Origin of the sequence: Bacillus sp. HMA207 (assembly GCF_003402455.1) — a bacterium.
Lineage (GTDB): Bacteria > Bacillota > Bacilli > Bacillales > Bacillaceae_G > Bacillus_A > Bacillus_A cereus.
Map to the genome: position 1 here is coordinate 191,503 of NZ_BEZT01000003.1, position 18,905 is coordinate 210,407.

The following is an 18,905-nucleotide window of genomic DNA, read 5'->3' on the forward strand; positions in this document are numbered from 1 at the left end:
TTCCTTTCTATTGTTTCGTCACAGGTGCAAATTTTGCTAACAAACGTTTAACACCAATTGGGCTTGGGAATGCAATATCTAATTCTTTTGCATCACCTTCACCTTTTACACTTACAACTGTACCGACTCCCCATTTTTGGTGGGAAGCTTTATCTCCTACTGCCCAGCCAATTTGTTCGCCGCCTGTCGTCTTAGCTGCAGGGCGCGCGAAAGCTGAACGAGAGCGTGTTGTCGTTGTGATTGTCGTTTTGCCGCTACTTGCCGTTCTGCCTTTTGCACCAAACGATGTTTCACGCTTTGGCGCTGTTTCATTTAATGATTCCACTAGTTCTGTCGGGATTTCTGTAATGAATCGAGACGCAGCGTTCATACTTGTTCTACCAAATAATGTACGCATTTGCGCGTTAGATAAATATAGCTCTTCTTCTGCACGAGTAATACCTACATAAGCAAGACGACGTTCTTCTTGCATTTCATCCTCTTCCATAAGAGAACGAGTATGAGGGAATATCCCTTCCTCTAAGCCAACAATAAAGACAACCGGGAACTCTAATCCTTTCGCTGAGTGCATCGTCATTAAAATAACTTCTTCACCAGCAGTTGGGTCTTCATCTACACGATCAATATCAGCAACAAGTGCTAAATCTGTTAAGAATGCAACAAGGCTCTTATCTTCGCTTTGAGATTCAAATGTTTGCGTAACAGATAAGAACTCGTCTAAGTTTTCTAAACGACCTTCCGCTTCTAAAGAACGTTCATTTTTCAACATATCGCGATAGCCTGTTTTTTCAATAACTTCTTCTACTAATTCTGTAACAGATAAATACTCTTGCATATTTACCCAGTTATTTAATAAATTCGCAAATTCTTTTACTGCCTTTGTAATTTTTGCACTTACTCCAACATGCTCAATTTCATCAAATACAGCAGTTAATGAAATTCCGTTTTGCACACCGTAATTAATAATTTTATCGATAGAAGTCGCACCAATACCACGCTTTGGCATGTTAATAATACGTGCAAAACTAATTTCATCATCTGGATTACCGATTAAACGTAAGTACGCCAAAATATCTTTAATCTCTTTACGATCGTAGAACTTCGTACCCCCGACAATTTTGTACGGAATGTTAGATTTAAGGAAAATCTCCTCGACCATACGAGACTGAGCATTCGTACGATATAACACTGCAAAATCAGTATATTTTCGTTTCCCCATTTGAATATCGTCACGAATTTTTTTCGCAACAAAATACGCTTCGTCCTTTTCAGTTGCAGCACGATAATACGAGATTTTACTTCCAACTTGATTGTCTGTCCATAATTTCTTCGGCTTACGATTCGTATTTTTTTCAATAACAGCATTCGCTGCATTTAAAATATTTTGTGACGAACGATAGTTTTGTTCTAACAAAATTACTTGTGCATTCTCATAGTCTTTTTCGAACGACAAAATGTTAGAAATATCTGCACCACGCCAGCGATAAATAGACTGGTCAGAGTCACCTACAACGCAAAGATTTTTAAAACGCGCTGCCAAATGTTTAACAAGAAGATATTGCGCTTTGTTCGTATCTTGATACTCATCAACGTGAATATATTGGAACTTACGCTGATAAAACTCTAATACTTCTGGAACACGTTCAAATAACTGAATCGTGGTCATAATTAAATCATCAAAGTCTAATGAATTATTTTTCAAAAGACGTTTTTGATACTCTGTGTATACATCGCTCGTTAATTTTTCATATGGATCAGCCATTGTAATTTTTTTTGCATATTTATCCGCAGATAACAGTTCATTTTTCGCATTACTAATACCCGCTAAAATAGAGCGCGGCTCAAATTTCTTCGGATCAATATTGCGCTCTTTCATAATTTTTTTGACTACAGTTAGCTGATCACCTGAATCTAAGATTGTAAAGTTACGATTAATACCAATACGATCGATATCGCGTCGTAAAATACGTACACACATAGAGTGAAACGTCGAAATCCAAATATCTTCTGCTTCTGGTCCGACAAGTGTATCAATACGCTCACGCATTTCACGAGCTGCTTTATTTGTGAAGGTAATAGCTAGTACATTCCATGGTGCTACACCTTTTTCACCAAGTAAATACGCAATACGATGTGTTAACACACGTGTCTTACCACTACCTGCACCTGCCATTAATAGAAGTGGTCCATTCGTTGTTTGTACTGCTTTTTGTTGCTGTGGATTTAAACCGTTTAATAACTTATCTGTCATACTCATATACGCCTGCACCTACTCTCCTTTTACTGCTTTAACTGTTTTTAACGCCGATTTTATATCATCATAAATAATATTTCCAACAACTACTGTATCAGCATATTGTGCCATTTCTTTCGCCTGTTCTGCATTAGAAATACCACCGCCATAATATAACTTAGCTTGTTTCAATTCTGCTTTTACATTTTTAACAAGTTCAACATCTCCATACGTACCGCTATATTCTAAATAAAATATCGGTAAACGTAATAGCTTGTCTGCTAAACGAGCATATGCAATAACGTCATCTTCTGTTACATCACATTTCGCTTCTGTAAGCTGGGCTACTTTCGCTTCTGGATTTAAAACACAATACCCTTCCATAAAAATTTCGTCCCAGTCCATAATATCCCCAAATTCTTTCAATGCCTCATGATGAACACCTGTTACCCATTCTACTTTTCGGCTATTTAAAACACTTGGGATGTAATAAAAATCAAATCCTGGTGTAATTGCTTCTACATCAGAAACCTCTAATACACAAGGAACTGCATATCTACGAATGCTAACTAGCATGTGTAATACGTTATCAATTGTAACTCCATCACTTCCGCCTACAATAACCGCATCAGTTCCAGACTCACAAATCATTTCTAAATGTTCATCGCTTAACTCCTTATTTGGATCAAGCTTAAATACATGTTTCCATCCGGAAATATCGTACATGAAAACACCCTTCCTTTTCTCTAGTTATATATATTTCTGTTCAAAATAACAGTTTATTTTCATCATTATTGTTTTAACTTCATCTTAAATATTTGTTTAAAACGGAGAATTAAGTTTGGAATTACCTCTTCCATATTTTTTAAACTAGAGGATTTAATTTTGAAGTTCCTTTTATGCATTCTTTCATTATAACAAAAAAAGTTACTTACACACACGCACATTCCAACATCTTTTTCCACGTCAAATGTTGGATTACATATCCCAAAAATCAAACGGGATACTAATAAAAGAAATAGTATTATCTATTTCAACTTTCATAAAAAGGAGTGTTTTTCTAATGAAGCAAAATATCGGGACAATAAACGCTCTAATTCGAATTACACTTGGGCTCGTCCTCTTCGGATGTAGTGCAACTAAACTTGTACGCAAGCCGTGGTGCACTTGGTCTAACATTTTTCTATGGATTGGTGCAATGAAAGTTGCAGAAGGAATTGTTCGTTTCTGCCCTGTTGTTGAAATGTGGAAATTCGGAAAATACATGAACATGGGGGCATTTAAAATGCCTAGCATGAATTTTGCTGAAAAAGGACATGCTAAAGAAGAAGTGAATCAAACTTCCACTCATGACAAGCCAGAGTCAAAAGGAAGTTATGACGCTTCTGACAAAGAGATTGAGTCAGCGATTGAAGATATAATCCTGGCAAAACCGCTTTGAATCATTTGTCACGATGTAAGATGCTCTCAAAGGGACTTAGCTGCTGCAGTGGGCGGTTAAGTCTTCTTTATTTTACCATAAAACAGAACGTATATTCTCTTTTTGAACCTTAAAATGTATATAAAAGATATCAACCAATAAAATTCAGAAAATTAGATGCATACCTCTTGCTTAAAATGATATAAAAGTGATATCATTTTTATATCAGGAGGCGATCATATGAAAGAAAAACAAGTATTTTATGTAAATGGTTTTCTCGGTATTATTGGAATTTTGATTTTAGCTGCTATCGGTGTATTTTTCCTTGCACAAGAAATTTTCATAGGAGCGGCACTAACTATTATATTAGCCGCAGTTCTCGCTACAGGTATCGGTATTGTTCAACCGAATCAAGCAAAGGTTATTACGTTCTTCGGTAATTATTTAGGAACAATTCGTCAAAACGGTTTATTTTTAACGATTCCGTTCGCATTCCGTCAAACTGTATCTTTACGTGTTGAAAACTTTAACAGTAAAAAATTAAAAGTAAATGACGTTGATGGAAATCCAATTGAAATTGCAGCTGTTATCGTATATAAAGTTGTTGATTCTGCAAAAGCAATGTTTGGTGTTGAACATTATGATCGATTTGTAGAAATTCAAAGCGAAACGGCAATCCGCCATGTTGCAACAAAATATCCTTATGACAATTTCCAAGATGAAACCTGCGTTACGTTACGCGGAAATACTGAAGAAATCTCTGAAGAATTAAAACGTGAGTTAGAGGCGCGTCTTGAAATTGCTGGTGTAGAAGTATTAGAAACTCGTTTAACGCACTTAGCTTACGCAACAGAAATTGCCCATGCAATGCTACAACGCCAGCAAGCAAAAGCAGTATTAGCTGCTAGAAAAGAAATTGTTGAAGGTGCTGTGAAGATGGCGAAAGATTCCATCCATATGTTAGATGAAGAAGGCGTACTAGAACTCGATGACGAGCGTAAAGCAAATATGGTAAACAACTTATTAGTTGCCATCGTTTCAGATAAAGGTGCGCAGCCAGTTATTAATACAGGAAGCCTATACTAAGGGCTATAAGTAATTATGGCTAAAAAGAAAAGCTTTCCATTACGTATTGATCCTGAATTACACGCAGTCATCGAAAAATGGGCAAATGATGAATTTCGTAGCGTCAATGCACACATCGAGTATTTACTTCGAGAAATGGCAAAGCAAAAAGGGAAATTAAAAAAAGATAAAGATGCATAAAAAATCCCGCTGATTCCTCAGCGGGATTTTTACATATTAACTTTTCGTCATCTCATGCCCAATTGCACGATATCCTATATCACTTCGATAAAATAGACCATCACTCTCAATTTTACCGATTTCTTTATATACTTTATCTTTTGCTTCTTGTAAACTATTTGCCTTACAAGCAACAAATAATACACGGCCACCGTTCGTTACAAAGTCCCCATGTTTCATTGCTGTACCTGCATGGAAAACAATCACATCTTGCAGTGCATCTAGTCCGCTAATAATATCACCTTTTTTATATGCTTCTGGATATCCTTTAGAAGCAAGTACAACACCGATTACCGCTTCTTCTGACCATTGTAACGTTAGTTCACTTTCATCTAATACAGCGTTACATACATCAACTAAATCGTTTTCTAATCGAGGTAATACAACTTCTGTTTCAGGATCACCGAAGCGTGCATTAAATTCAATTACCTTCGGACCATCATTTGTTAAAATAAGACCTGCGTATAAAATACCTGTAAACGAACGGTTTTCTTCAATCATCGCCTTAGCAGTTGGATGCAATACGGTTTGAATCGCTTCTTGAACTGCTGATTCTGGAATTTGTGGTACTGGAGAATATGCACCCATTCCACCCGTATTTGGACCTTTATCACCATCAAAAGCTCTTTTATGATCTTGGGCGATTACCATTGGATGTACAGTTGTTCCATTCACGAATGCCATTAATGAAAATTCTTGTCCATCTAAAAACTCTTCAATAACAACCTTCTTACTTGCCGCGCCGAATTTCACATCTTGCAGCATTTCTTTCACAGCTTGTAATGCCTCTTCAAGCGACATCGCTACCGTTACACCTTTACCAGCAGCTAGGCCGTCAGCTTTAATAACGATTGGTGCACCAACTTTTTGAATGTACTGTACTGCTTCTTCATAATCTGTAAAAGTTTCGTACGCCGCAGTTGGAATATCATACTTTTTCATAAGCTCTTTTGTAAAAGCTTTACTACCTTCAATAACAGCAGCCGCTTTATTCGGACCAAATACGCGAAGTCCCTCTTCTTTAAAACGATCAACAATTCCATTCATAAGCGGAATTTCTGGTCCAACGAAAGTTAACTCAACATTATTCTCTTTTGCAAATAAAACTAATGCATCAAAATCATTTTCATCAATATCAACTGGTGTTGCAACATCTCTCATACCTTCATTACCTGGTGCTACATATACCTTTTCTACTTTTTCAGATTGTGCAAACTTCCAAGCTAAAGCATGCTCACGCCCACCGCGGCCAATTACTAAAACATTCATATTTCATCCCCCAATAATTAAATAAGTACAAACTAGAAGCTATGCTCCTAGTTTGCTTTTTCATATCAATAAAAGGTTATCTCGACCGGACTTTTTAAACATCCATATCAATAAAGGTTTAAAAAGGAGGATTAAGAGAACCGAGCAGGTCTAGGCGCATTTGCCAGGAGGACACGGAGTGTAGCTTTCCTACATGAGTACCGCACTGGCGATGCAACGACGACATGCGAAGGTTATCTTAACCGGACTTTTTAAACATCCTCTATTAGTGTTTGAAATGACGTACGCCAGTGAACACCATAGCAATCCCATAAGTATCTGCCACTTTAATAGAATCTTCATCACGGATTGATCCGCCCGGTTGAATGATTGCTGTAATTCCTGCTTTTGCTGCTTCTTCTAATGTATCTGGCATTGGGAAGAAAGCATCAGATGCAAGCGCGCTACCTTGTGCTTTTTCACCAGCTTGTGTAATTGCGATTTTTGCAGAACCTACACGGTTCATCTGTCCCGCACCGACACCAATTGTCATGTCATCTTTCGCTAAAACAATTGCGTTTGATTTCACATGTTTTACAACTTTCCAAGCTAGTTTTAAATCTTTCCATTCTTGCTCTGAAGGTTCACGTTTCGTTGGAATTGAAATTGTACTTTCATCTAATGATAACGTATCTTCCTCTTGAACGAGAAGTCCACCTTGTACAGAAGTTAGTTTTTTGCTTGCACTTGTCGCTTTTTCAATATTTATAGTTAATAAACGTAAGTTCTTCTTACTTTGCAACACTTCTAAAGCTTCTTGCGAGAACGAAGGTGCGATAACAATTTCTAAGAAAATTTCATGTAACTTTTCTGCTGTAGCTTTATCAATTTCACGATTTGCTGCAATAATACCGCCGAAGATTGATACTGGATCTGCTTCATAAGCACGAGTATATGCTTCGTGAATATTAGTTCCTACTCCAACACCACATGGATTCATATGCTTTACTGCTACTACTGCTGGTTCTGTAAATTCTTTTACGATGCTAAGCGCTGCGTCTGCATCATTAATATTGTTATACGATAATTCCTTACCGTGTAATTGTTCTGCGTATGCAACAGAAGACGTTGCTGCGAATGGCGCTTTATAGAAAGTTGCTTTTTGATGTGGGTTCTCGCCATAGCGTAAGTCTTGCTTTTTCTCAAATGTCACAGTTAATGTTTCTGGACTTTCTTCACCCATTTGCTCTGTTAAGTAGTTAGAAATTAACGCATCATACGCTGCTGTATGACGGAATACTTTCGCTGCTAGTTTACGTTTTGTTTCCTCTGCTACTTCACCGTTCTCTTTCAGTTCTGCTAACACAATATCATAATCTACTGGATCTACAATTACCGATACGAATTTATGATTTTTCGCAGCAGAGCGAATCATTGTTGGGCCACCGATATCAATATTTTCAATTGCATCAGCAAATGTTACATCAGGCTTAGCGATTGTTTCTTTAAATGGGTATAAGTTAACAACAACAAAGTCAATTGGCTCTATACCTAACTCATTCATTTGTGTTACATGTGTTTCATTATCACGAACTGCTAATAGACCACCATGAATATTTGGATGTAATGTTTTCACACGGCCATCCATAATTTCAGGGAAACCAGTTACTTCAGAAATGCCGATTACTTGTAAGCCATTTTCTTCTAGTAACTTTTTCGTACCACCTGTTGAAATAACTTCAATCCCTTGTTCTAGTAACCCTTTAACAAATTCTACTACTCCTGTTTTATCTGAAACACTTACTAATGCACGCTTTTTCATTTATCCTTCACCCCTGGTTGTATGTTAGTTAACAGTTGATTCTTTCACAGACTGAACAATTTGATTCACTGTATTTACGTATAATTTATGTTCAACTTGTTGAATTTTCTTTTGTAAGCTTTCTCTCGTATCCCCTTCAGAAACAACCACTGCTTCTTGTGCAATAATTGGCCCTGTATCCATACCTGCATCTACATAATGAATTGTTACTCCAGTTACTTTCACACCTGCTTCTAACGCTTGACCGACAGCATCTTTACCCGGAAAGCTCGGTAGTAATGATGGATGAATATTAATAATCTTCCCGCCGTATGCTTCTAGTAACGTCGGCCCGATTAAACGCATATATCCAGCTAAAATAACATAATCAATTTCATATTCTTCTAGCTTCTTTAATATCTCTTTTTCAAACGCTTCTTTTGACTCATATGCTTTCGCTGAAAAAGCAAAACACGGAATATGATGATAATTTGCCCGTCCAACAGCTCGTGCTTCTGGTTTATCACATACTAATAAACTAATTTCTGCATCCAATCTTTTTTCTTCTACCGCATTAACGAGAGATTGAAAGTTAGATCCACTTCCAGAAGCAAAAACTGCTAATCTACTCATAGTGCTGTGCCCCCATTAAAAGTAACGCCAGCTCCTTGTATAGTACGTCCAATAATACGAGCCATTTCTCCTTGCTCTTCAAGAAGACGAACAACATCTTTTGCATCTTCTTCCTTCACTGCTACTACCATACCAATACCCATGTTAAAAATATTGAACATTTCTTTCTCTTCCAGTTTTCCAACCTCTTGAAGCAAACTAAAGATCGGCTGAATTTCCCAAGATCCTAGTTCAATCTCAGCACCGATTCCTTCTGGCAACATGCGTGGAATATTTTCAATAAATCCACCACCTGTAATATGCGCCATACCGTATACTTCATGTTTCTTCAATAGTTCTAAAATAGGTTTGACATAAATTTTCGTTGGTTTTAATAATTCTTCACCAAGAGGTAGTTCTAAGCGGCCATAAATACGCTCTAAAGATAGTTCCCCATCTTCTAATAACACTTTTCGTACTAAAGAGTAACCATTGCTATGAATACCGCTAGATGCTAAGCCAATTAGCACGTGACCAGCTTCAATCTTTTCACCTGTTACAATTTTCTTTTTATCAACAATCCCAACTGTAAAACCAGCTAAATCATATTCTTCCGTAGAATACATTCCTGGCATTTCAGCTGTTTCTCCACCGATTAATGCACAACCAGCTTGGCGACAGCCCTCTGATATACCTTTGACGATGTTTTCAATTTTACTAGGTTCAGCTTTACCACAAGCAATATAATCAAGGAAGAAAAGCGGCTCTGCTCCTTGGACAACAATATCATTTACACACATTGCTACTGCATCAATACCAATTGTGTCATGTTTATCTGCCATAAAAGCGAGCATCAATTTCGTTCCCACGCCATCTGTTCCAGATACTAATACAGGTTCTTCTAATGCAAATTTTGATAGATCAAACATACCTCCAAAACCGCCTAAACCGCCTAGTACTTCTTTTCTCATAGTTGTTTGTACGTGTTTTTTCATGCGAGATACCGCTTCATATCCAGCTTCAATATCTACTCCTGCTTGCTTATATGCATTCGCCATCGTTATTTACACCTCGTCTTTTAATTTCTCCCCATCCAGGGCGGGCTATTTTAAGAAAGGATCTAGCTCCTACATCAAAAGAAATAGAAGCTTTTCTCACTTTTCTTATTTCATGCTTTCTAAAAGCTCTTGCTCATAATCATAAAGAGCTGTTGGATAGTCCCCATTAAAGTAAGCCATGCATAGGCCGCCATATTTCCCTTCATATGGACGTCCAATTGCATCTACTAATCCATCTTCACTTAAAAATGTTAAAGAATCTGCTCCGATCATTTCACGGATTTCTTCTACTGTATGATTTGCTGCAATTAATTCTTTTCTCGTTTGAATATCAATGCCATAGAAACATGGATATTTCAGAGGTGGTGAAGCAATTCTTACGTGAACTTCTGTCGCTCCAGCCTCACGAAGCATACGAACAATTCGTTTACTTGTCGTTCCTCTTACGATAGAGTCATCAATCATAACAACTCGTTTCCCTTCAACTACACCTCTTACTGCGGAAAGCTTCATCTTAACCCCTTGCTCGCGCAGTTCTTGAGAAGGTTGAATAAACGTACGTCCAACGTAACGATTTTTAATTAATCCTAACTCATATGGAATACCTGTCGCCTCCGCATAGCCAATCGCAGCTGAAATACTAGAGTCTGGTACACCAGTAACAACATCTGCTTCAATAGGAGCTTCTGCCGCTAAACGTTTCCCCATATTCTTACGTGCTGCATGGACGTTAACACCAGCAATATTAGAATCTGGTCGTGCAAAGTAAATATATTCCATACTACAAATTGCATGTTCTACATCGTTTGTGAAACGATCTACGTGAATTCCTTCATCATTAATGATAAGTAATTCACCCGGTTCTACATCGCGAATGTATGTTGCACCTACTACATCAAAAGCACATGTTTCAGATGCTACAACGTAAGCATCCCCCATCTTTCCAATTGAAAGCGGACGGAACCCATTCGAATCTAATGCAACGATCATTTCATTTCCAGTTAGTAAAAGATACGCAAACGCACCTTTCACTTTGTTTAAAGCTTCTTTTACACTTTCAATTAAAGAATCTTTTGTACTACGTTTAATAAGATGTAAAAGTACTTCTGTATCTGAACTAGTTTGAAAAATACTGCCCTCTGCTTCTAATTCACGACGAAGCATTTTTGCGTTAATTAAATTTCCGTTATGAGCTAACGCCATACTATGATCGGAAAAACGGAACAACAATGGTTGAACGTTAGCAACTTCACTTCCACCAGCTGTTGCATATCGTACATGTCCGATCGCTGATTTTCCATTTAATCCTTCTAGCTCACCTCTTGAAAACACTTCTGATATTAAACCTAACCCCTTGTGACCGACGATTTTTTCCCCATTATTTACGACAATGCCTGCGCCTTCTTGCCCACGGTGCTGTAAACTGTGCAATCCGTAGTATGAAACTTGTGCTGCATTTTCATGCCCCCAAATTCCGAAAACGCCACATTCTTCGTTTAACCCCTTTATTTCAGCAAGCATGGGATTGCCCCTTTCCAAGCCTTTCTCATTTCATCTACATTTGCTGTAAGTAATACTTCATTTTCTTCATTATGAATTGTTACTTCATTTGTACTTGTTACTTCTCCAACTTGGATTGCTTCTACCGCTTTTTCAAACGCCTCTTTATTTTCACGTTTTACAGTTATCACGAAGCGTGACTGTGATTCAGCGAATAATGCTGCTGTTGCTTCTCCATCTAATTTCACAGTAGCACCTAAGCCTTTAGCACCAATTGCACTTTCTGAAATCGCAACTGCTAAACCACCTTCAGCAACATCATGTGCAGATTGAACAAGACCAGCTTGAATTGCTTCTAATACTTGTTTTTGGCGTTTTAATTCTACATCTAAATCGATACTTGGTGATTGACCGAAAATTTTGCCGTGAATCATTTTCTGTAATTCACTTCCACCAAACTCAGCTTTCGTCTCACCAATTACATACACTAAATCACCAGCTTGCTTAAACTCTTGTGTTGTTACATGTTTTAAGTCATGCACAAGTCCGACCATCCCAACAGTTGGTGTTGGATATACAGCTTCACCACTACGCTCGTTATACATCGATACGTTTCCGCCGATAACTGGTGTTTGTAATGTGCGACAAGCTTCACTCATACCGTCTACTGATTTCTCAATCTGCCAGAAGATTTCTGGTTTTTCTGGGTTACCGAAGTTTAAGCAATCTGTAATTGCAAGTGGCTCTCCGCCAGAACATACGATATTACGCGCTGCCTCTGCTACTGCAATTTTACCGCCCATCTCTGGGTCTAGATAAATGTAGCGAGAGTTACAATCTGTCGTCATTGCTAATCCTTTTTCTGTACCGCGTACACGTACAACTGCAGCATCTGAACCTGGCGTAACAACTGTGCTTGTGCGAACTTGGTAATCGTATTGATCGTATACCCACTCTTTACTTGCAATTGTTGGTTGCTGTAATAAAGCGAATAACGTTTCTTTATAATTTTCTACTTTTGGCGTTTCCATTTTCATTGCTTGGAATTCAGCAAAGTATGCTGCTTCTTTTGATGGCTTATGATAAATTGGTGCTTCTTCTGCTAAAGCATCTGCTGGAACTTCAGCTACCTTTTCACCTTTATGGAATAAACGAAGCATTTTATCTTCTGTTACTTTCCCCATCGTAACCGCTGCAAGACCATACTTCTCAAATAAATCTACTATTTCTTGTTCTCTACCTTTTTTCACGACAATTAACATACGCTCTTGTGATTCAGATAGCATCATTTCATATGGTGTCATTCCTGTTTCACGCTGTGGTACATCATCTAAGTACATTTCAATACCCATTCCTGCTTTACTTGCCATTTCTGCAGATGATGATGTTAAACCAGCCGCACCCATATCTTGAATTCCAACAAGTGCATCGGATTGAATTAATTCTAAACACGCTTCAATAAGAAGCTTTTCCATAAATGGATCCCCTACTTGAACCGCTGGACGTTTCGCTTCTGAGCTTTCAGATAGTTCTTCCGACGCGAATGTTGCACCGTGAATACCGTCACGACCAGTTGATGCTCCTACGTACATTACTGTGTTACCAGCACCGTGCGCTTGCCCTTTTTTAATGTCTTCGTGGTTAATCAAACCTACGCACATTGCATTTACAAGTGGATTTCCTTCATAACATGGATCAAATTGTACTTCGCCGCCAACAGTCGGAATACCGATGCAGTTACCGTATCCTGCAATTCCTGCTACTACTTCTTCGAATAAATATTTCACACGTGGTGACTGTAATTCACCGAAACGAAGTGAGTTTAATAGAGCTACCGGGCGTGCTCCCATAGAGAATACGTCACGAATAATACCACCAACACCTGTTGCAGCTCCTTGATATGGTTCAATAGCTGAAGGATGGTTATGACTTTCCATTTTAAATACAACTGCTTGATTATCACCGATATCTACAATTCCAGCACCTTCTCCAGGTCCTTGCAGAACGCGCTCACCTGTAGTTGGAAACTTACGAAGAACTGGTTTTGAATTTTTATAACTACAATGTTCAGACCACATTACAGAGAATAACCCTGTTTCTGTATAATTTGGCAGACGACCTAAAATCTTTTCAACCATGGCAAACTCTTCGTCTGTTAGCCCCATTTCCGCATATATACGCTCTTCTTTAATTTGTGTTGGATTTGGTTCAAGCATTAACGACATATGTTTCCCTCCACTGTTTTAAGATAGATTGAAAGACTTTTAACCCTTCAGCACCGCCAAGTAATTCATCTACAGCACGCTCTGGGTGCGGCATCATACCAAGTACATTTCCTTTTTCATTTACAATACCAGCAATATCTGAAACGCTACCGTTAGGGTTTTCTACGTAACGGAATGCGATTTGATTGTTCTCTTCTAATTGTTTAAGAGTCGCTTCATCACAATAGTAATTCCCCTCACCATGCGCGATTGGAATATTAATTATTTCATCTTTTTCATATTGTGATGTAAACATCGTTTCATTATTTTCAACACGTAACTGAACAGTGCGACACATAAATTTTAAGTTTTCGTTTCTTATTAACGCTCCTGGTAGTAATCCTGATTCAACAAGAATCTGGAATCCATTACATACACCTAAAATCGGCTTTCCTTGCTCAGCAGCTTTTTGCACTGCTTTCATTGCATTAGCAAAGCGAGAGATAGCACCGCAGCGTAAGTAGTCACCATAAGAAAATCCACCTGGTAGTAGAATTGCATCATATTCATCTAAATTCTCTGTATCGTGCCAAACGTAATCTACTTCTTCGCCAAGCTCATCTTTAATTGCATGGAACATATCGACATCACAGTTCGAACCCGGAAATACTATTACGGCAAATTTCACTGTGCGACAACCTCCTCAACTTCATAACGGAAGTCTTCCATTACAACGTTCGCTAATAGTTTTTCACACATTTCTTTTACCTTGCTATCTAAATCAGATACAGATTTATCAATTGTTAGTTCCATGTACTTTCCGATTCGAACGTCTTGTACTTCTGTGAATGAAAGACTATGAAGTGCTCCTTTTACTGCTGTTCCTTGTGGATCTAATACGCTTTCTCTTAATGTTACATATACCTTAACTTTATACATGTGAAATTCCCCCTAAACGTTTTAAAATCTCTTCATAAGCATCTGTTAAATTTCCAAGATCACGACGGAATACATCTTTATCAAACTTTTCATTGCTCGTTTCATCCCATAAACGGCAAGTATCTGGTGAAATTTCATCCGCTAAAATGATTTCTCCTTCTTCCGTTACACCAAACTCTAATTTGAAATCTACTAATCTTACACGACAGCTTGCGAAATGATCAATCAACACTTGATTGATTTGTAGAGCCATATCTCGTAATACACTTACTTGCTCTGGCGATGCAACGTTTAATACACGAATATGATCTTCCGTTACAAGCGGATCTCCTAAATCATCATCTTTGAAGTAAAATTCTACGATTGGTTCTGCAAGTACAGTTCCCTCTTCCATTCCTAATCGTTTTGAAAGACTTCCTGCAATTACATTTCTTGTGACAACTTCTAAAGGAATAATACTCACTTTTTTAACAAGTTGTTCTGTTTCAGATAACTTCTCAACAAAATGTGTTTTAATTCCCACTTCTTGTAACTTTCTGAACAATAAAGTTGTAATTTCATTGTTCAAACGACCTTTTCCTGTAATCGTCTCTTTTTTCTCCCCATTGAAAGCAGTCGCACTATCTTTGTACTCTACCCAAACCATATCTGCTGATTCTGTACGATAAATTCTTTTTGCCTTACCTTCATACAGCAATTCTAGCTTTTGCATTTCGCAAGCCCCCTGTAGTTTGAAAAATGTGAATAATATTTTTATAAAGAATGGCACAGAATGACTCTATTCTGTGCCATATGAAATTTTACGCTTCGTTTAATCCAAGGCGTTCAAAGATTGTATCAACGTGTTGCATATGATGCTCATAGTTGAAGCATTCATTAATTTCTTCTTGTGTTAACTTGCTTGTAATACGCTCATCAGCTTCTACAAGCTCTTTAAATTGTACTTGTGTTTCCCAAGCTTCCATCGCTTTAGGCTGTACGATATCATAAGCTTCTTCACGTACCATACCTTTGTCGATTAGTGTAAGCATTACGCGCTGAGAATAAATTAAGCCGTATGTTCTTGTCATATTACGTTTCATATTCTCTGGGTATACAGTTAAGTTTTTAACGATATTACCAAAGCGATTTAACATGTAATTTAATGCGATTGTAGCATCTGGTAAAATTACGCGTTCTGCCGAAGAGTGAGAAATGTCACGCTCATGCCATAATGGAACATTTTCGTAAGCTGTCATCATATAACCGCGGATAACACGAGCTAAACCAGTCATATTTTCAGAACCAATTGGATTACGTTTATGTGGCATTGCAGAAGAACCCTTTTGACCTTTTGCGAAAGCTTCTTCAACTTCACGTGTTTCACTCTTTTGTAAACCACGAATCTCAACTGCCATCTTTTCGATAGATGTTGCAATTAGTGCAAGTGTTGACATGTAGTGTGCGTGACGATCACGTTGCAATGTTTGTGTTGAAATTGGTGCTGCTTCTAATCCTAAATTTTCACAAACATATTTTTCTACGAATGGATCGATATTTGCATATGTACCAACCGCACCAGATAGTTTACCAACACGAACTGTATCAGCAGCTTGTTTGAAACGCTCTACGTTACGTTTCATCTCTTCATACCAAAGACCAAGTTTTAAACCAAATGTCGTTGGTTCTGCATGAACACCGTGTGTTCTTCCCATCATGATTGTGTATTTATGCTCTTTCGCTTTGTTAGCTAAAATGCTTACAAAGTTCTCTAAGTCTTTTAATATAATTTCATTCGCTTGTTTTAAGATGTAAGATAATGCTGTATCTACTACATCTGTAGATGTTAAACCGTAATGAACCCATTTACGTTCTTCGCCTAATGCTGGCGTTTCTGATACAGCACGAGTGAATGCAACTACGTCATGACGTGTTTCTTTTTCAATTTCATAAATACGATCAATATCAAATGATGCATGTTCACGAATTTTTTTAACATCTTCTTTTGGAATATCGCCAAGCTCAGCCCATGCTTCACAAGCTAAAATCTCAACTTCTAACCACGCTTTAAATTTGTTCTCTTCCGTCCAAATCGCACCCATTTCAGGGCGTGTATAACGACTAATCATCTTTTTCCCTCCAACAGTTGTTCTTGATGGTCCCAAATATGCAAACTCTTCGCTTTTTCTAGAGCGACTTCAATATTATCATTTAAAATATTAACATGCCCCATTTTTCGCTGTGCTTTTGCTTCTTCTTTTCCATACAAGTGTAAATAGCACCCGGTTAATCTATTCACTTGTCTTAGGACCCCTTCTATATGTTCGCCTAAAATGTTTACCATGACAACTGGTTTTAACAAATTTGTTTCTCCTAGAGGTAAATTACAGATTGCTCGAATATGTTGACCAAATTGACTCGTTTCACATGCATCCTGTGTATAGTGTCCTGAATTGTGAGGTCTTGGCGCTAATTCATTAATATAAATCTCACCATTATCTGTAGCAAACATCTCTACAGCTAGTGTTCCCACAAGTTCTAATTCATCCGCAAGTACCTTTGCATACGCAATTGCTTTTTGAGAAAGCTCTTCTGTAATGCGAGCTGGAACGATAGATTCATGTAAAATGTTATTTACATGAATATTTTCTGCTACTGGAAACACTTTTGTTTCACCACTTACACTACGAATCACAATAACTGATACTTCTTTTTCAAAAGGCACCCATTTCTCTAAAATACATTCTGCTTTATCCACAAGATTTCTTGCTGCCTCAACATCAGCTTCACTTCTTAAAACAACTTGCCCTTTCCCATCATATCCACCTGTCGTCGTTTTTAAGACGGAAGGGAATGATAACCCAGCAATTGCTTCTGTAAGCTGATCTTGATTTTGAACCAATCTATACGTTGCTACTGGTAACCCAGCCTTCTCAATCGCATTCTTTTCTGTAAAACGATTTTGCGTTGTATTTAACAACTGACTACCTTGTGGTAAGTACGCATGTTTTTCAAGCCATTGTAAACATCTATAATCAATATTCTCAAATTCATATGTGACAACATCACTTATCTCTGCTAAATGCTGAATTGCTTTTAAATCATCATATGGTGCAACAATTTCAATATCAGCAACTTGTGCACATGGCGAATGCTTTGTAGGATCTAAAACAGCAATTTTATATCCCATCTCCTTAGCTGCCAATGCCATCATTCTTCCTAGCTGGCCGCCTCCAATAATACCGATTGTTTTTCCAGGTAAAATGATTCTCGTCATACTAGCTCACTACCTTCACGCACATCTTTTTCAATCGCTTCTCGTCTCAATTCTAATGCATCATGTATATCATCATGAAATGATCCAAGTATTTGTGCAGCAAGTAATCCAGCATTCGTTGAACCGGCTTTACCAATTGCAACAGTTGCAACTGGAACACCTCCTGGCATTTGGGCGATGGATAATAATGAATCTAAGCCGTTTAATGCTTTTGATTGAACTGGAACTCCAATTACAGGAAGATTTGTCTTCGCTGCAACCATTCCTGGTAAATGTGCTGCTCCACCAGCTCCAGCAATAATAACTTTCAATCCACGTTCACGAGCCGTCTCTGCATATTCAAACATATAATCCGGAGTCCGATGAGCGGATACAACTTTTTTCTCATACGGTATATTTAATTCATCTAAAATGTCACAAGCATATTTCATTGTTTCCCAGTCTGACGTACTTCCCATTATGACTCCAACTAGTGATTTCATATTAGAATCCCCCCGATTCAAATAAAAAAAGCCTGAAATAGAACAGTTTCTCTTTTACTATGAGAGAAAGCGCTCTACTCAGGCATACGTATCCCTTGTGAATAGAAAAATACCGAGTGACTTTCCCTCATAGTCTAACGAATAACGGTCGTTAGGTAGAGACTTGCAGGCCATATCCCCGCGATTATATGAGGTCTTATATTATTGTTTCTATGGCTATATTAACAATATTTCATAAACAATGTCAATAAATAATCGAATGTTTTTTTATTAGCAGTCAATAACGTTCGTGTTTTAGTTATATTCAAAAGAAGAATTGCAACTATATACAAGAAGAAAAGGGAATTAGAATATATATTTCTAGAGATCTATTTTATGTATTTATCGTTTAAATAGCACTTCAGTATGTTTTTAATCAAAATATATATACTCTTGTATTATTATAACGATTTAATTTCTAAGGAGGATAACTGTTAAAGAAAGAACTATGCTATTATCCTATTTATTTTTCTCTATTGCAGGAATTTCTGTAATTATTAAATATTTATTTATAGCATCTCATTATTTAAAATATATACTTATGATAGAAATAATGTGTCCTATTTTAAGTATTACTTTAGCGACATTAGGAAAATTAGGAACACAAAAAATCATTACTATTATTTTAAAGAGTCTCTACTTTATTCTTTTTTCGTCTGTAGCTTTATTAAATTTACGGATTATAGCATTCGGTAAATAAAAATAAACACAAAAAAACCTAAGTCAAAATAACTTAGGTTCTTGCTTGGCGACGTCCTACTCTCACAGGGACAAGGTCCCAACTACCATCGGCGCTAGAGAGCTTAAC

The 18,905-nt window shown here is 37.5% G+C and carries 18 protein-coding genes and 1 riboswitch; of the genes, 4 read left to right on the forward strand and 14 right to left on the reverse strand.

Annotated features, from left to right (window positions below; translation table 11 throughout):
* Positions 1–7 precede the first annotated feature (7 nt).
* Together pcrA and HMAS_RS24490 are read right to left on the reverse strand one after the other, a co-directional pair.
* Positions 8–2,257 carry a DNA helicase PcrA gene (pcrA, locus tag HMAS_RS24485; protein ID WP_033695235.1) on the reverse strand — a complete coding sequence of 750 codons (2,250 nt, stop codon included), beginning with the start codon at positions 2,255–2,257 and terminating at the stop codon, positions 8–10.
* Positions 2,258–2,269: 12 nt separating this feature from the next.
* Positions 2,270–2,959 carry a heptaprenylglyceryl phosphate synthase gene (locus HMAS_RS24490; RefSeq protein ID WP_000272103.1) on the reverse strand — a complete coding sequence of 230 codons (690 nt, stop codon included), beginning with the start codon at positions 2,957–2,959 and terminating at the stop codon, positions 2,270–2,272.
* A gap of 337 nt (positions 2,960–3,296) precedes the next feature.
* Between HMAS_RS24490 and HMAS_RS24500 the strand changes: the two genes are divergently transcribed.
* The 3 genes from HMAS_RS24500 to HMAS_RS24510 all read left to right on the forward strand — a co-directional run bounded on the left by HMAS_RS24500 (position 3,297) and on the right by HMAS_RS24510 (position 4,919).
* On the forward strand, positions 3,297–3,674 hold the full coding sequence (locus HMAS_RS24500) for a YgaP family membrane protein (RefSeq protein WP_000812345.1): 378 nt from the start codon (positions 3,297–3,299) through the stop codon (positions 3,672–3,674).
* 219 nt (positions 3,675–3,893) lie between these two features.
* Positions 3,894–4,739: an SPFH domain-containing protein gene (locus tag HMAS_RS24505; protein WP_000660669.1), complete on the forward strand. Its 846-nt coding sequence runs from the start codon at positions 3,894–3,896 to the stop codon at positions 4,737–4,739.
* A gap of 15 nt (positions 4,740–4,754) precedes the next feature.
* Complete coding sequence (locus tag HMAS_RS24510; RefSeq protein WP_001085171.1) at positions 4,755–4,919, forward strand: toxin-antitoxin system HicB family antitoxin; 165 nt, start codon at positions 4,755–4,757, stop codon at positions 4,917–4,919.
* Between the two features lie 36 nt (positions 4,920–4,955).
* Here the strand turns inward: HMAS_RS24510 and purD are convergent, their stop codons facing one another.
* From purD to purE, 12 genes are all read right to left on the reverse strand, one after another.
* Positions 4,956–6,227 (reverse strand): phosphoribosylamine--glycine ligase, encoded by a 1,272-nt coding sequence (purD, locus tag HMAS_RS24515; RefSeq protein WP_001101971.1) that lies wholly within the window; start codon positions 6,225–6,227, stop codon positions 4,956–4,958.
* Positions 6,228–6,492: 265 nt separating this feature from the next.
* Positions 6,493–8,028 (reverse strand): bifunctional phosphoribosylaminoimidazolecarboxamide formyltransferase/IMP cyclohydrolase, encoded by a 1,536-nt coding sequence (purH, locus tag HMAS_RS24520; RefSeq protein WP_000745434.1) that lies wholly within the window; start codon positions 8,026–8,028, stop codon positions 6,493–6,495.
* A 24-nt stretch (positions 8,029–8,052) separates the two neighbouring features.
* A complete protein-coding gene (gene purN / locus HMAS_RS24525; protein ID WP_000088589.1) occupies positions 8,053–8,640 on the reverse strand; it encodes a phosphoribosylglycinamide formyltransferase in 588 nt (195 codons plus the stop codon).
* Complete coding sequence (gene purM, locus HMAS_RS24530) at positions 8,637–9,677, reverse strand: phosphoribosylformylglycinamidine cyclo-ligase (protein WP_001262439.1); 1,041 nt, start codon at positions 9,675–9,677, stop codon at positions 8,637–8,639. The genes purN and purM overlap by 4 nt, the downstream gene beginning before the upstream one ends.
* Before the next feature lie 105 nt (positions 9,678–9,782).
* Positions 9,783–11,198: an amidophosphoribosyltransferase gene (gene purF, locus HMAS_RS24535; protein WP_000879035.1), complete on the reverse strand. Its 1,416-nt coding sequence runs from the start codon at positions 11,196–11,198 to the stop codon at positions 9,783–9,785.
* Positions 11,183–13,402 (reverse strand): phosphoribosylformylglycinamidine synthase II, encoded by a 2,220-nt coding sequence (gene purL / locus HMAS_RS24540; protein ID WP_000055562.1) that lies wholly within the window; start codon positions 13,400–13,402, stop codon positions 11,183–11,185. The genes purF and purL overlap by 16 nt, the downstream gene beginning before the upstream one ends.
* A complete protein-coding gene (gene purQ, locus HMAS_RS24545; RefSeq protein WP_000666774.1) occupies positions 13,386–14,069 on the reverse strand; it encodes a phosphoribosylformylglycinamidine synthase subunit PurQ in 684 nt (227 codons plus the stop codon). The genes purL and purQ overlap by 17 nt, the downstream gene beginning before the upstream one ends.
* Complete coding sequence (gene purS, locus HMAS_RS24550; RefSeq protein ID WP_000278823.1) at positions 14,066–14,320, reverse strand: phosphoribosylformylglycinamidine synthase subunit PurS; 255 nt, start codon at positions 14,318–14,320, stop codon at positions 14,066–14,068. Before purS ends, purQ begins: the two co-directional genes overlap by 4 nt.
* Positions 14,313–15,032, reverse strand: a complete 720-nt coding sequence (purC, locus tag HMAS_RS24555; protein ID WP_001170544.1) for a phosphoribosylaminoimidazolesuccinocarboxamide synthase — start codon at positions 15,030–15,032, stop codon at positions 14,313–14,315. The genes purS and purC overlap by 8 nt, the downstream gene beginning before the upstream one ends.
* Before the next feature lie 88 nt (positions 15,033–15,120).
* Positions 15,121–16,428, reverse strand: coding sequence for an adenylosuccinate lyase (purB, locus tag HMAS_RS24560; RefSeq protein WP_000625682.1), 1,308 nt, complete (start codon positions 16,426–16,428; stop codon positions 15,121–15,123).
* Positions 16,425–17,576, reverse strand: coding sequence for a 5-(carboxyamino)imidazole ribonucleotide synthase (gene purK / locus HMAS_RS24565; protein ID WP_000196774.1), 1,152 nt, complete (start codon positions 17,574–17,576; stop codon positions 16,425–16,427). Before purK ends, purB begins: the two co-directional genes overlap by 4 nt.
* On the reverse strand, positions 17,573–18,058 hold the full coding sequence (gene purE / locus HMAS_RS24570) for a 5-(carboxyamino)imidazole ribonucleotide mutase (RefSeq protein ID WP_000839365.1): 486 nt from the start codon (positions 18,056–18,058) through the stop codon (positions 17,573–17,575). Before purE ends, purK begins: the two co-directional genes overlap by 4 nt.
* Before the next feature lie 110 nt (positions 18,059–18,168).
* Positions 18,169–18,270: riboswitch (purine riboswitch) on the reverse strand.
* A gap of 275 nt (positions 18,271–18,545) precedes the next feature.
* Here purE and HMAS_RS28165 point away from each other — a divergent pair.
* The gene (locus tag HMAS_RS28165) at positions 18,546–18,797 is read left to right on the forward strand and encodes a hypothetical protein (protein WP_000927495.1); all 252 of its coding nucleotides are present in this window, start codon (positions 18,546–18,548) and stop codon (positions 18,795–18,797) included.
* Positions 18,798–18,905: the final 108 nt, after the last annotated feature.

Bases quoted from the DNA above. Each gene is read 5' to 3' on its own strand.
- purK (WP_000196774.1), bottom strand. From the start codon at position 17,576: ATGACGAGAATCATTTTACCTGGAAAAACAATCGGTATTATTGGAGGC.
- HMAS_RS24510 (WP_001085171.1), top strand. From the start codon at position 4,755: ATGGCTAAAAAGAAAAGCTTTCCATTACGTATTGATCCTGAATTACAC.
- purL (WP_000055562.1), bottom strand. From the start codon at position 13,402: ATGTCGTTAATGCTTGAACCAAATCCAACACAAATTAAAGAAGAGCGT.
- pcrA (WP_033695235.1), bottom strand. From the start codon at position 2,257: ATGAGTATGACAGATAAGTTATTAAACGGTTTAAATCCACAGCAACAA.
- purS (WP_000278823.1), bottom strand. From the start codon at position 14,320: ATGTATAAAGTTAAGGTATATGTAACATTAAGAGAAAGCGTATTAGAT.
- HMAS_RS24505 (WP_000660669.1), top strand. From the start codon at position 3,894: ATGAAAGAAAAACAAGTATTTTATGTAAATGGTTTTCTCGGTATTATT.
- HMAS_RS28165 (WP_000927495.1), top strand. From the start codon at position 18,546: ATGCTATTATCCTATTTATTTTTCTCTATTGCAGGAATTTCTGTAATT.
- purB (WP_000625682.1), bottom strand. From the start codon at position 16,428: ATGATTAGTCGTTATACACGCCCTGAAATGGGTGCGATTTGGACGGAA.
- HMAS_RS24490 (WP_000272103.1), bottom strand. From the start codon at position 2,959: ATGTACGATATTTCCGGATGGAAACATGTATTTAAGCTTGATCCAAAT.
- purC (WP_001170544.1), bottom strand. From the start codon at position 15,032: ATGCAAAAGCTAGAATTGCTGTATGAAGGTAAGGCAAAAAGAATTTAT.
- purE (WP_000839365.1), bottom strand. From the start codon at position 18,058: ATGAAATCACTAGTTGGAGTCATAATGGGAAGTACGTCAGACTGGGAA.
- purF (WP_000879035.1), bottom strand. From the start codon at position 11,198: ATGCTTGCTGAAATAAAGGGGTTAAACGAAGAATGTGGCGTTTTCGGA.
- HMAS_RS24500 (WP_000812345.1), top strand. From the start codon at position 3,297: ATGAAGCAAAATATCGGGACAATAAACGCTCTAATTCGAATTACACTT.
- purH (WP_000745434.1), bottom strand. From the start codon at position 8,028: ATGAAAAAGCGTGCATTAGTAAGTGTTTCAGATAAAACAGGAGTAGTA.
- purN (WP_000088589.1), bottom strand. From the start codon at position 8,640: ATGAGTAGATTAGCAGTTTTTGCTTCTGGAAGTGGATCTAACTTTCAA.
- purD (WP_001101971.1), bottom strand. From the start codon at position 6,227: ATGAATGTTTTAGTAATTGGCCGCGGTGGGCGTGAGCATGCTTTAGCT.
- purM (WP_001262439.1), bottom strand. From the start codon at position 9,677: ATGGCGAATGCATATAAGCAAGCAGGAGTAGATATTGAAGCTGGATAT.